This window comes from Dyadobacter jejuensis (assembly GCF_003149085.1).
Classification (GTDB): domain Bacteria; phylum Bacteroidota; class Bacteroidia; order Cytophagales; family Spirosomataceae; genus Dyadobacter; species Dyadobacter jejuensis.
In genome coordinates this window covers 970,612-984,084 of the sequence record NZ_QGDT01000001.1, presented here as the reverse complement: position 1 = coordinate 984,084, position 13,473 = coordinate 970,612, and the positions used below count along the sequence as shown (strand labels likewise).

Annotated in this window: 12 protein-coding genes; 5 read left to right on the top strand and 7 right to left on the bottom strand. The window is 46.2% G+C overall.

Translation table 11 applies throughout. The features are described from left to right. Positions 1-3 precede the first annotated feature (3 nt). Positions 4-918, top strand: coding sequence for a DUF58 domain-containing protein (locus CLV98_RS04025; protein WP_109672958.1), 915 nt, complete (start codon positions 4-6; stop codon positions 916-918). 2 nt (positions 919-920) lie between these two features. Here CLV98_RS04025 and radA read toward each other — a convergent pair whose 3' ends face one another. After that, entirely contained in the window at positions 921-2,288 is a 1,368-nt protein-coding gene (gene radA, locus CLV98_RS04020) for a DNA repair protein RadA (protein WP_109672957.1), read from the bottom strand. Between the two features lie 224 nt (positions 2,289-2,512). Here radA and CLV98_RS04015 point away from each other — a divergent pair, with 224 nt between their 5' ends. Next, positions 2,513-3,166, top strand: a complete 654-nt coding sequence (locus CLV98_RS04015; protein WP_170120664.1) for a porin family protein — start codon at positions 2,513-2,515, stop codon at positions 3,164-3,166. Between the two features lie 97 nt (positions 3,167-3,263). On the opposite strand, the gene CLV98_RS04010 is transcribed toward CLV98_RS04015, so the two are convergent. Then, positions 3,264-3,662, bottom strand: a complete 399-nt coding sequence (locus CLV98_RS04010) for a LytR/AlgR family response regulator transcription factor (protein WP_229203194.1) — start codon at positions 3,660-3,662, stop codon at positions 3,264-3,266. Positions 3,663-4,017: 355 nt separating this feature from the next. Here CLV98_RS04010 and pheS point away from each other — a divergent pair, with 355 nt between their 5' ends. Continuing rightward, entirely contained in the window at positions 4,018-5,058 is a 1,041-nt protein-coding gene (gene pheS / locus CLV98_RS04005) for a phenylalanine--tRNA ligase subunit alpha (protein WP_109672953.1), read from the top strand. Positions 5,059-5,104: 46 nt separating this feature from the next. Here pheS and CLV98_RS04000 read toward each other — a convergent pair whose 3' ends face one another. The 3 genes from CLV98_RS04000 to CLV98_RS03990 form a co-directional block, all read right to left on the bottom strand. Beyond that, on the bottom strand, positions 5,105-5,836 hold the full coding sequence (locus tag CLV98_RS04000) for an esterase family protein (RefSeq protein ID WP_109672952.1): 732 nt from the start codon (positions 5,834-5,836) through the stop codon (positions 5,105-5,107). Positions 5,837-5,869: 33 nt separating this feature from the next. Then, complete coding sequence (locus CLV98_RS03995; RefSeq protein WP_109672950.1) at positions 5,870-7,300, bottom strand: circularly permuted type 2 ATP-grasp protein; 1,431 nt, start codon at positions 7,298-7,300, stop codon at positions 5,870-5,872. A 496-nt stretch (positions 7,301-7,796) separates the two neighbouring features. Then, on the bottom strand, positions 7,797-9,026 hold the full coding sequence (locus tag CLV98_RS03990) for a metallophosphoesterase family protein (RefSeq protein WP_109672948.1): 1,230 nt from the start codon (positions 9,024-9,026) through the stop codon (positions 7,797-7,799). 161 nt (positions 9,027-9,187) lie between these two features. On the opposite strand from CLV98_RS03990, the gene CLV98_RS03985 reads away from it, so the two are divergent. Continuing rightward, on the top strand, positions 9,188-9,703 hold the full coding sequence (locus CLV98_RS03985; protein WP_109672946.1) for a DinB family protein: 516 nt from the start codon (positions 9,188-9,190) through the stop codon (positions 9,701-9,703). A 55-nt stretch (positions 9,704-9,758) separates the two neighbouring features. Here the strand turns inward: CLV98_RS03985 and CLV98_RS03980 are convergent, their stop codons facing one another. Further along, a complete protein-coding gene (locus tag CLV98_RS03980) occupies positions 9,759-10,733 on the bottom strand; it encodes a glycosyltransferase family 2 protein (RefSeq protein WP_109672944.1) in 975 nt (324 codons plus the stop codon). A 153-nt stretch (positions 10,734-10,886) separates the two neighbouring features. Between CLV98_RS03980 and pgeF the strand changes: the two genes are divergently transcribed. Next, positions 10,887-11,648 carry a peptidoglycan editing factor PgeF gene (gene pgeF / locus CLV98_RS03975; protein ID WP_109672942.1) on the top strand — a complete coding sequence of 254 codons (762 nt, stop codon included), beginning with the start codon at positions 10,887-10,889 and terminating at the stop codon, positions 11,646-11,648. 17 nt (positions 11,649-11,665) lie between these two features. Here pgeF and CLV98_RS03970 read toward each other — a convergent pair whose 3' ends face one another. Beyond that, positions 11,666-13,354 carry a lamin tail domain-containing protein gene (locus CLV98_RS03970; RefSeq protein ID WP_158281197.1) on the bottom strand — a complete coding sequence of 563 codons (1,689 nt, stop codon included), beginning with the start codon at positions 13,352-13,354 and terminating at the stop codon, positions 11,666-11,668. Between the last annotated feature and the right edge of the window lie 119 nt (positions 13,355-13,473).

Genomic DNA, 13,473 nt, shown 5'->3' with positions numbered 1-13,473 from the left:
ATAATGAAGCAACACACGATGGATTTGGCCAAGGTTAGAGCCTTTGGCAATATCGAATTTCTAGCCAGACAACTCGTGGAGGGCTTTATTACCGGCTTACACAAATCCCCATTCCATGGTTTTTCGGTAGAATTTGCCGAGCACAAGCGCTACAATACTGGCGAATCGACCCGAAATATAGACTGGAAGGTGATGGCAAAAACGGATAAATTATTTGTAAAGCGGTATGAGGAAGAGACCAATTTGCGTTGCCATATACTACTTGACATTTCCTCGTCGATGTACTACCCCATCGATACCCATGGAAAAATCACCTTTAGTACACTGGCAGCCGCAAGCCTTACCTACCTGTTACAAAAACAAAAGGATGCAGTAGGCTTATGTACCTTTGCCGACGACATTAAGCTACAAACCCCCGTAAAGTCTACCCCCTCCCATGCACATACCCTGATGCTCGAACTGGAATCCATTCCCAACAAGGTACCCGAACGTAGCAGCACGCAGGTTGCCTCCGTTTTGCATCAGATTGCCGAAAAAATCCACAAAAGATCGCTGGTCATCATTTTCAGTGATATGTTTACCCAAGCCGATCAGACAGATGATTTATTTTCGGCCTTGCAACATCTGAAACACAAGCTGCATGAAGTCCTGTTGTTTCATGTTACCGATCATAAAACGGAGCAAGATTTTGCCTTCGAAAACCGGCCCTATGAATTTATAGACCTGGAAACAGGAGAACGTATCAAGCTCCAAGCCGATCAAGTGAGGAGTTCTTACCAGAAGGCCTCTAAAACCTATTATGAGGACTTAAAACTACGCTGTGGCCAATATAAGATCGATTTTATAGAAGCCGATATCGACAAAGGCGTCGAACCTATCCTCACCGCTTATTTGGCCAAGCACTCCAAAATGCATTGATATCACCTAAAGATCTCCATAAACAATTGGTCTAAATGCGCTACCGGAATAATTTCGATTTTGGTACGCTTCAGATCGATCCCTTTGCTATTGTACTTGGATATATACATTTTCTCAAATCCTAATTTTTCGGCTTCCGACACCCTACTTTCGATCCGGTTCACCGCCCTTACTTCCCCTCCTAAGCCCACCTCGGCAGCAAAACACACCGACGCAGGAAGATACCGGTCCTCATAGGACGACACCAAAGAGGCCACTACCGCCAAATCGATAGCTGGATCCTCGACTTTGAGCCCACCCGCTACGTTTAAAAAAACATCCTGAACCCCTAACCGAAACCCTCCGCGCTTTTCCAAAACCGCCAAGAGCATCTGCAAACGCTTGGCATCGAAGCCAGTACTACTACGTTGTGGAGTACCATAGTTGGCCACACTCACCAGCGACTGCAACTCAATAAGCAAGGGACGATTCCCCTCCATCATTGAGCCGATCGTAATTCCGCTGACAGGCTCATCCCTCTGGGAAATAAGAATCTCTGAAGGGTTGCTCACCTGCCGTAGCCCGTCACTGTTCATTTCGTAGATGCCTAGCTCCGAAGTGCTCCCGAAGCGGTTCTTCATGGTGCGTAAGATACGGTAGGTAGTATGTCGGTCCCCCTCAAACTGCAGGACGGTATCTACCATATGCTCCAATACCTTAGGACCAGCCAAAGATCCTTCTTTGGTAATATGACCGATCAGGAACACCGGAGTGCCCGTTTCCTTCGCAAATTTCATAAATTCGGCCGTACACTCCCTCACTTGCGACACACTTCCAGCGCCAGACTCAATATAAGCCGACTGCATGGTCTGGATAGAATCTACCACCACGATATCCGGCTTAAACTCTTCGATCTGTCTAAAAATGGTGGCTGTTTGTGTTTCCGTCAGTATATAACAGTTGGCACTCTGGGATAGCATCCTCTCGGCGCGCATCTTAATCTGCTGCTCCGACTCCTCTCCCGATACATATAGCACTCTTTTGTTGCCCAGTGTTAGGGCTATTTGCAACATCAGGGTGGATTTGCCTATACCCGGCTCCCCCCCAATAAGCACCAAAGACCCTTGTACAATGCCCCCCCCGAGTACCCGATTCAGCTCTTCATCGGTGGTAATGGTGCGAGGTTCGTTTTCATAGACGATCTCGGCAATGGCTTTGGGTCTCCCGCCAAGGTTTACCGATTTCCAGGAAACGGTAGTCAGCTTATCTTCCTTTTCTATCACCTCCTGAACGAAAGTATTCCATTCGCTGCAAGAAGGGCAACGTCCGATCCATTTGGGAGAATTATAGCCACATTCTTGGCAAAAATAGGCGGTCTTGGCTTTGGCCATAGGGGTTGTAAGTAATTAAGTTGTCTGATTAAAACGCTAGGGTACTAATTTTGTTCAAAAGAACGACAGTTTTCGACGTAAAATCAAAAAATGACCTGGGCTGGAATAATTTTATTAGCCCTTCGTTATACTGCCACAGATCACAAAAATACGCACAAGCCATGAAATCTATTCGCCTAACCCTATTGACAACCTTATTCTTTCTCGCTTTGGCTCCCTGGGCCATGGCCCAGAAGAAAGGCTTCGCCTTTGGTATTAAGGGGGGAGTTAACCTCTCCCGACTCTCTATGGGGGAGGTGTTCACGACCCGCTACGACGACCTAGGGAACCCCTATTTGGGCTTCGACGGCAAGGAAGTTACTGACAACCTCAAGGCGAGCTTCCAGACGAAAACTGGGGCAGTAGGTGGGATTTACGCTCGCTTTGGCAAAGTACTATTCATTCAGCCAGAGGTACTGGTATCTACCAAAGGGGGGACCTTCGATGTTATCAAAACCGATACCGAAATTCCTATTCAAGAATCCGTTACTTTCAAATATAGCAATATAGACGTCCCCTTGCTCATTGGATTGAAAGGAGGCCCCATTCGCATACTAGCCGGCCCTGTAACCTCGTTCCGGATCGGCGACAATCAGAAACTATCGGATGCCCTTCGGCACTACACCTCTAACTTCAACGACGCCATGGCCGAAGCCACCTTCGGGTATCAGGTGGGAGTAGGACTGGATATTGGTAGCTTCAGCCTCGATGTGCGTAACGAAGGCTCCTTTACTAACCTTACCAGCTTTCAGGTGACTGGTCCTGCTACCGCTGGTAATACGTCCCTGAAACAAAAAATCAATTCCTGGCAGGTGACCTTAGGGCTCAAACTTTTCTAAGAGGAATGGGGTTAAAACAAAACAAGCAGCCTTCGATCGGTGCGATGGCTGCTGTTCCAATTAAATAACCCACTAATTTAATTTCCCAAAAAAATTCTTATGCGCTAATTCTCCAGCGCTTATGGTCCAACCAAGTGGCCACTTCCTTTATTTTTCTGCGCGCTACTACCACTTCCCGTCCACCGGCAAGCTTGAGTATGCGGTCGTCGTCAGTTCTATCCACAACATATTTGGCATTGACCAAATACGATTTATGTACCCTAATAAAGTTGGAGGTAAGACTCTCTGATAGGGATTTCAAAGTTTTGGAAACCAAATACCGCTTTCCACAAGAAGTGTAAATATAGGAGTAGTTCCCCTCTCCTTGTAAAAAGACGATCACGTCTACGGGAATATAGCTCGTATGTCCCATGGTTTGCACGGCAATAGACTCCGATCTGGTACTAACTCCCGATCCAGGAAGCTTTGAGTAAGCTGAAATAGTATAGTTTTCCATAACGTGATTCGGTTTACTTTTTGAACTTTTACATGTCAAATTTAAGAAGGTTCTGTATTTGAAAAAAGTAACCGATCTTTTAATAAAAGTCGCAACTATCTGTTTTATAGTATTTTAAAGTTTTTTAAATAGTAAAAAGGCGTAGCTCCCCTCAACGAAATACGTAATTTTACGTATAGGCCAATTTCCATATTTTAGTGACAATTCTAAAAATGCGTGGAGCGCAGCCACAAAATAGCCCTGGTATAGCCTAACTTTATTTATCTTTGTTGGCTCAATACTACAGCGTGATACCTTAGGCACAGGCCACTGTAAGCACCAAGCATATATTTCCTAAGAATATAAAATAGAAAAAATGATTGCCAACCGCGTTAAAGAATATATAGCCGAAATTCAGGACAGCCAAGTTTCATCCAAAGAACAGCTAGAGGCCTTCCGAATGCGCTTCATTAGTAAGAAAGGTATATTAACAGAATTATTCGACGACTTGAAGTCGGCAGCACCCGAGCAACGTAAAAGCCTAGGACAAGAGCTAAACACTTTAAAGAACCTAGCCCAGAGCAAGTTCAAAGAATTTAACGAAACTATCCAGAACCAATCCGAACAACAAGCGGCAGGAACCCTGGACTTGACCCTCCCCGTCATCCCCCATGAGCAAGGCAGCTTGCATCCATTGTCGATAGTAAAGCGGAGAATCATCGAAATTTTCGAAAGGATGGGCTTTAATGTTTCCTATGGCCCCGAAATAGAAAAGGACTGGTACAACTTTAGCGCGTTGAATTTTGCGGACAACCATCCTGCTAGGGAAATGCAGGATACCTTTTTCATCACCAAAAGTCCAGAAGAAACCAAAGAAGACGTTTTGTTACGTACCCATACCTCCAATGTACAGGTACGCTTGATGGAGCGTCAAAAACCACCCATTCGGTCCATCATGCCGGGGCGGGTGTTTCGAAACGAGGCTATATCGGCCAGGGCACACTGTGTTTTCCACCAAGTGGAAGGGCTGTACATCGATAAGTCGGTATCCTTCAAAGATCTGAAAGACACCCTATACCATTTCGCTAAAGAAATGTTTGGAAAGGATACCAAGATCCGGCTCCGCCCTTCTTACTTTCCCTTTACGGAGCCCAGTGCCGAAATCGACGTATCTTGTTTTATATGTGGGGGCTCGGGCTGTAATATTTGCAAACACACTGGCTGGGTAGAAATAGGTGGATCGGGCATGGTAGATCCTAATGTGCTAGAAAATTGTGGCATCGATAGCAATGAATATACCGGATTCGCCTTTGGAATGGGTGTAGAGCGCATTACCATGCTGCGGTATGGGATTAACGACCTTCGCTTATTTACAGAAAACGATATTCGATTTATAAGGCAATTTCAAGGAGCCTAACAACAAAGCCCGCCAAATACTGGCGGGCTTTGTTGTTTATCATCAATTAAAACCGCGTGTTGAGATAATGGCCCAACATTCGCTGCCAAGCTCCCCAATTATGGTCGAATTCTTTTCCCCAAATATCCAATTCATGCCCCACCATTTTGGTCTGTAACACTTCCGAAAGTTCTTTGGAGTATTGGGGATGCTCCTGAGCACCCGACCCAGACACCAAATGGATATGACGGCTGCTTCGGTACAGGTTCAAATGGGACTCCACTTTTAAGTTAGATAAGTAATGTTTCGGAGAATTAAAATAAACATTATCGTCAAAATAACCCTTGGTGTAATGGCTAAGATCATAACAACCGCTGAGGCCAATTACACCGCCAAAAATATCAGGAAATTTAAAATATAAATTCGCCGCATGCAAGGCGCCAAATCCGGCGCCAGCCGTAATGATCAGGTTAGTTGGGCTCGTCGTGGTACGTATATAAGGCACAACTTCCTGATACACATAGTCGCAATAAGCCTGGTGCCTCACTCCCTGCTCTACAGGACTCATATATGGATTTAACCAGCTTTCCCCATTGATACTATTGATGCAATAGACCTTTACCTTCCCTTCGTCGATTTGTTTTTCTATACTCCTGATGAGGCCCTGGTCCTCGTATTCCAGAAAATTAGAACTCGCCGTAGGGATAAGCAGCAGGGCAAAGCCATAATGCCCATACATTACCACTTCCATTTCTTTATTTAAGCAAGGGCTAAACCAACTCGTTACAGTCCTTTCCATCTTTGTGTGTATTTTATTCGCCGATTGAAATAGTTAATATAACACCCAAGTATCTTTACCACCTCCTCCTTGCGAGGAGTTCACCACCAACGATCCCTTCGTAAGCGCGACCCGGGTCAACCCACCAGGGATTACACTAATATGGTCCCCATACAGGATATAAGGGCGTAGATCCACATGACGGCCTTCAGCGTGTCCATTCACCATACAAGGTACCCTAGACAAGGAAATAGTCGGCTGGGCAATGTAATTACGCGGATTGTTCTTAATTTTTTCACGGAATGCGTTATGCTCTTCGGCGGTAGCCTTAGGGCCAATCAGCATACCATATCCCCCCGCTTCATTGGCTTCTTTTACGACCAGCTGATCGATATTCTCCAACACGTAATTCATATCGTCCTGCTCCCCACATATGTAGGTGCGCACGTTTGGTATAATCGCTTCTTCACCCAGATAATATTTAATAATACGGGGCACATAAGCATACACCACTTTGTCGTCTGCAACTCCCGTGCCAGGGGCATTGGCCAGGGCCACTCGGCCTTTCTTGTACACCTCAAAAATACCCGGTATACCTATTAGAGAATCGGGGTTAAAGGCGTTTTTATCTAAGAAGGTATCATCGATACGCCGGTAAATCACATCGACAATCTGTAAACCAGTTGTCGTTCTCATCTTAACATAACCATCCGAAACGACCAAATCACGGGCATCGACCAGCTCCACCCCCATTTGTTGGGCTAGGTAGGAGTGTTCGAAATAAGCCGAATTATAAATACCTGGCGTCAGAACGGCGATGGTAGGATTGGGCCTATCGGCCATGCTTTGTAGCATCTGAAGGAGCCTGGTCGCATAGTCGGAAACTGGCCTTACGCCAGTTTTTGCTAATACGTCCGGGAATATCTGTTTAGACAACTCCCTATTTTCTAGCATATACGAAACTCCTGAAGGGCACCTGAGGTTGTCTTCCAGGACCATAAAGGTCCCGTCGTCCCCTTTTATGAGGTCCGTTCCGGTGATATGGCACCAGATTCCCTTGGGAGGCTGCAAACCCATACAAGGCTTTAAAAAACACTTACTCGATTCTATCAAGTCGCGAGGCACTACTCCATCGTTGAGGATGTTTTGTTCATTATAAACATCATGGATAAACATATTCAAGGCCTTAATTCGTTGCTTGAGGCCCCGTTCGAGCCATTGCCATTCGGCGTTGGCCAGGATGCGTGGGATAATGTCAATGGGCATAATTCGCTCGGTCCCTTCTCCTTCGGAGTAGACGTTGAAAGTGATCCCCATCGACAGTAAAGCCCGCTCAGTAGCCAGTTGCCGGTTGGTTAAGTCCTCATGAGAAAGGCTCTCGAATTTTTGCTTTAAATGCTCATAGCCTGCTCGAATACCACCTGCAGGGGTAAACATTTCGTCATAAAACTTTTCGGTGTTATAGTCTGCGAATGAAAAATTCATACAATACAAAATTAATTTAATTATATCCCTAAAACGCTCAGAACAATATATGGCCAAAGTTTGGTATTACAAAACAATATAATAAAGTTACCATAAAAATAAAAACGAATGGTGACTAAGCTTGCTCAAAAAAGCTACTCATATGCCCTATTCCACAGAGAAGTCGGACGTAACTGAAGTAATAATCGGGAATAGTTTGATAAATTTAATCCGTTGACCATGCTAATTTTACAGGTATTTGTTATTTTCGCAACCAAAATAAAAAAAGATAGCAATATCATAATCGAATTATAAACGACTTATATCACAAGCCCATGAAATTACCTAGTTTCGTCTACATCTTAACTTTTATAATTCTGTTCCTCGTATTGGTCGTATTTGCTGATACCTTTATTTTTGCTTTAGGAACGATTGGCTTGGTAGTAACATTTGCCGCAAATTATAAAGATCAGGCGCATACTGCAGATCATCACTGATCCGACCCTGCTGCCATAAATTATTCGGCCAATTCAGAAAGGGATTCTATGAGTTCCCAATCGAGTTGGCCATTTTTTGTATCTACTAGCCAATGTTCCCTGGCCACCACCCGGTTATCCAGATCGATATATTGCGCCTCCAACTCCGGCCCTTGCAGGCTTAGCTTTACAAATCCGTTATACCCTACTGGATGCCCCTTAACGACGACTCTAACCCGGCGGTCGTAGAGCAATATCTTCGCTTGCTCCTCTTTACTTTCGGCGGGGTCCGTTTCTACTGGCATCCCTCCATGCCCAATACACCGCCCATACACCATCGGCCCATGGCCAATTTGAGCCATTTTATAGAGCACCATCCGATGATCGTGCCCCCAAAACCATATGATGGGGCGCTGAGCCTCCCCCATTAATTCCTGTAACTGCTCGGCGGGGCGGCTATAGGCTTCCCTAAAGGCGGAAAGATAGGGATGGTGGCTGAGGATAACGATACCCCGACGGTCGGCAGGGTCCCCAATCTTGACCACATCGCGCAGCCAAGCCAGCTGCTCCTTACGAAGATGGCAGTCTGGTGGGCTTATAATTTCGACCAAGGGTCGCTCTACCGATGTGTAGCCGGTATCGAGGCCTATGATGCGCCAATGGTCATTTTCCAGACAGAAAAACCCTGCTTGCTGGGTCATAACGGTCTCCCCCTCTCGCACATACATGGCTGGCAACAGGTGGTTGAAGTACGCGTTTCCATTGGAATACATCTCATGATTACCAGAAAGTGCTAGACTACCCGATGGTCCATAATACCAGGAGGCGTAAGGGGCCGTGAAATTTTCACGGACTTCGGCCTCCGTTCCTACAAAATATATGTCCCCCAGATGAATCGTATAATCGGGAACATGGGTGGCTATTAAGGCCCCAATGCGGTCGGACTCTACGGTGTCGCTAGCCCAATCCGACGCCAAAGCCAAGGTAACCCCGTCTTGGTGAGAACGGCTCGACTGTAACCTAAAACAACCTGACTGTCCATGTCGCGGATACGCCCAATAGGGATGCCTGACGCCAAAGCGGCTCCTAAGATAGTGCCAGGCAAAGGCTACGATGTTCGTCTTAAAAAACTCGGATAGTTTGCGTGTTACCGTGGCATGTTCTCCCGTCTTTTTTTCAAATATCTTCTGTTGAGTTTTGGCATGGTTCTCCACCTGATTGTGGCCCAAATCCAAATATTTCTCTAAATGTTGCTTCGACTTTTCGCTCATAAACCCTTATTACTAGCAAATATCACCTCAATTGCCCCCACCATCCATAACCATCAGGCTCTCCACAAGTAACCTACATACAACTGAAAATCAATTAGATAAATAGTTTTTAATCTTCAATCTTTTTAAATTGTAGGTAATATACACTTAAACAAACTGATATGAAACGTTTAATACTATCCACGATGGGGCTGTTATGGGCAGGCTTGGCCTTTGCCCAAGAGACCAAACAACAGCAGATCGCCAATTGGGAAAGGGCTAAGACCTACACCATGGAGTACTTAGAGGCCATGCCCGAGGCAGCCTATGCCATGAAGCCTACACCCGATATACGCTCCTTCGCACAACAAATGGGGCATATTGCCGACGCCAATTATGCTTTCGCTTCCGCAGCATCCGGGATTGAAAGCCCTATGAAGGGGTCGATTGAGAAAGGGGATGACCTCTCTAAGGCTACCATTACCGAAGCCGTAATGAACAGCTACGATTTCGTCATATCGGCCATTGAGGGAATGGCAGATTCGGATTTCGATGAATCTATCAAGTTTTTTGGAATGGACGTTAAGAGTGGATTAGCTCTGGAAAAGGGCTTTGAGCATCAGACCCATCACCGAGGCCAGTGCACCATTTATTTACGCTTGAATGGCGTCACCCCTCCCGAAGAGAAGCTCTTTTAAGAAAATCTAAGGGATCGTTTTGAAAAGTACCCCTCCTCCAAAACGATCCTGCAAATCATTTCCGCAATTGGTACATTCCAATGGCGAAATAACTATAAATTCTCATCAAAATGGGCGGGATAATATGATCCCGAAGAACGGCTTTACGGGTATCACCCTCCGGCTGGGCTAGCTTCAGGTATTTTAAGGCAAACTTCAGTTTGGGCCAATAACGATCCTTGTATTCCCTCGAAAATAGAAGCTTATAATAATAGGTGGCTATATTCTTTTTTAATCTATCATCGTACTCATAGTTCAACTCCTTGTTGATATTAGAATACATTTGTATCCGGTTGAATAAGAAATCCGCTCCATAATGGTTATCGGCAAAGCTGGCCCCACCCCGATTTTTCCGATATACCGACATCACCTCATCGATATACCCGATAGGCCCACGCTTGGCCAACATAATGTTTCGGGGTATATCTCCACTGGTCGATAAGTTGGTCCACTCCGGGTCGGGATGTTTGGCGAAATCTTCCCTACGAAACATCAGGCTGGAGGTGGCAATAAAGCACAACTCGTCCTCTCCTATCAAATCTTCGACATAAAATTCCGGTTTTTTAATCCAATTGACCAAATAAGGCGGTGCCGCATTATCGTCATAGATCACCTCGGCATTATGAAAACTAGCGGTATAATGCGGATTAGCATCCAGCATCTCCACTTGTCGCTGAAGCTTATGGGGAGAGGTGAGATAATCGTCCCCATCGAACTGGGCAATATACTCACCTTTGGCCGCAGCAAAGGTGGCTAGCGCATTGAACTTCCCATTCAATCCTAAGTTTTTATCATGCAATAGTAGCCTGATCTTATCGGGATATTGCTTCTGATACGCCTGTAGGATCGACCGGGTTCCATCTTTAGACAAATCGTCTCCTACTATGATTTCGAAATCGAAGGTCGTTTGCTGCATGAGTATAGACTCCAACATCTTTGCTACAAACTTTTCATGATTATAGGTAACTACACAAACACTTACCTTTAGCATACTATTTTTCGCTGTTTTAAGACCTATACTACTCTTCTGACTATCAACACTTCAGGTTCTTTTATGAAGATGTATTTAGAATAATAACAAGACAATCAGGTTATCAGGCCCCAAAGATACCGTATTTTGACAAAATGGTCTTTATATTTGAAGATGCATAGCCATATTCCAACTTTGTTCCGTAATCCTACCATCTGGACCTCCCAGCCGCGACTCATAGCCGCAGAAAGCACGCGCCACGGTGGGGTAAGCCTGCCCCCATACCACTCGCTCAATCTGGGCGGCCAAGGAACGGATAGTCCCGAAAACATCCTTGAAAACAACCATCGATTTTTCAATGCCCTTCAGGTCTCCTATGAACGAGTAGCGAAGTCGCATCAAATACATGGAACGGAAGTGCTGCACGTGACCGAGCCAGGGGCCTATCAAGGTTATGACGCCCTAGTGACCAACCATGTAAATATACAACTGGCCGTTACCATTGCCGACTGTACCCCGATACTGATTTTCGACCCTGTTCAAGGAGCCATAGCGGCTATCCATGCAGGCTGGAGGGGTACGGCCGGAAAGATTGTTGAAAAAACCTTAAAAACTATGGAAGCTACGTTCCATACCCAAGCCAAGGACTGCCAAGCCTATATAGGTACCTGCATCGACTATGCGTCCTTCGAAGTAGGCCCCGAAGTGGCCGAACACTTCGACCAAGACCTTAAGGACTGGGACCCTTCACGAGGTAAGTTTATGGTAGACCTAAAAGGAGCCAATAGAAAGCAACTTTTAGCAGCTGGCTTACAGGCCGATCAAATCGAAGTTTCGCCCTATTCCACGGTTCTTAATTCCGGCGATTATTTTTCCTATCGCCACGAGCAAGGCACCACCGGTAGAATGCTGGCCACAATTGGCCTCCGATTTTAAGAGCCAAATTAAAAGGGTCAGCGCGCTACGACTACTTTATTATAAAACTGTTGGTTAAAACCCTTGGAGGACCAGATCTGCGTATTAATAAAATAATATCCCCCGCTCACCAACATGCCCTGGTCGTCGGTACCATCCCAGCCGATTCGGTCCTGCCCTCCCAAAGTAGCCAGCGGCAACAGCTTTCTTACGACCCTACCCCGGCTGTCGAAGATGGTAATGGTACCATAATAACCCGCCGATGCGAGGTCAAATACGATCTCCATGGCATCGTCGACACCATCGTTATTGGGGCTTATACCTTCGACCGTTAGTGTCACCATGCCTGTAGGGGCTTGGGTATGTCGTTGCGAATTCTCATAGCCGGGTGTTCCGTACCCACTCTGCGCCGATGCTGAGCGCCAATTACCCATTTCGTTAGCCGAACGACTTAGGTCCACCCGTTCCAAAGCCACTCCTTTAACCTGACTCAGCAGCGGATCATGCAGCTGCTCGGAATACAAAAACCGATCGACTACCAGCCCATTTCGATCCTTTAGAACCACCCCGCCTGCCGAATTCACATAAGCGGACATGGCCGACACATCTACATAGCCTCTCTCACCTTTATAAGGGTACTGTTCCCATACCAAAAGCCCATCCGTACTCAAAATAATAAAGGAATGCGGTGCCAACAAGATACTTTCCTGGCCCAAAAGATGAAAATTCGCATCTAGTCCGTTTTTAAGATTACCTAAACTCCAACCACTCAGGTCTATAAATTTGCCAGAACGATTGGCTAGCTCGACATAATCGACGCCATTGGCCTGTGGGTTGAATAATAATTCAGATATGACCACGTCGGAAGAGTCGGCCTCCAGAGGGATCCCTACAGGCACATCAAAAACGGGTGTACGGTTACCTGCGCAGTCCGTCATGTTCATAACCTCCAAGCTATAGGTCTGATTCGCTATCAAGGGAGCATTCAGGTATAGCAGGATATTGGTCCGAAGCGGCGACTCTAGTTCGACTCGGTCAATGCTCCTTCCGGGTAATTTATATAAGTGAGGTTGGGAAACGACCAGGCTATCGAGCCGCTCTGATGCCACCATTCGGATCCGCCGGCCATCCACTAAGCCCCAATAAGCATATACCGGCGCCTTACGATCGGGCACATCTCGGTCCACACTATTTTGCCCACCAGGGGTCCCTCCTTGCAGGTTAAGCGATACCCGCCAGTTAGCCGAACCCACACAGGGCCTATTACGGTCCATCATTTCGAGGGAATACCCACCCCCACGCTGGTTGGCAGGCCACCAGGATAGGCGATAATCCAGAGAAAAAATCAATCTGTTTTGGGAAGTGTATAAGGCGAGTAAGGCCCCGGAATTGGGCAGAGTGAGAGTGGGAAGCCCACAGGTGGAGCCATAGGACAGCCATAGCTGCTGATTGGCCTTATGAGATAATATGAGGTAGGAGTATGCCCTTAGGGAGGTATCTGGCAAGGTGATCGAAGTATTCCCAATCTTCAATTTCCATCCTTTTAGAGAAAAAGCCTGTGCAGTCCGGTTGTAAAGCTCCAAATATTCCGTGGCTGGTAGCCCATGATGGGGAGTCGGGTCGGCCATCAACTCGGTAATCACGACGTCGTTGAGGGATTGCGACAAAGCCTCCACCCCTACCATGCAAACGGAATATACCCCTATACAAAACGCTCTGAAAGACATAGGCCTATGGTCAGTGATTTTTTCACACCAAATAGGGAGTCGCGTAAGGAGGGAACCAAAGAATAACATGGGGTCGTTTGTTTATTCCAAACGACCCCTATGATTCAGTTGACATCAAA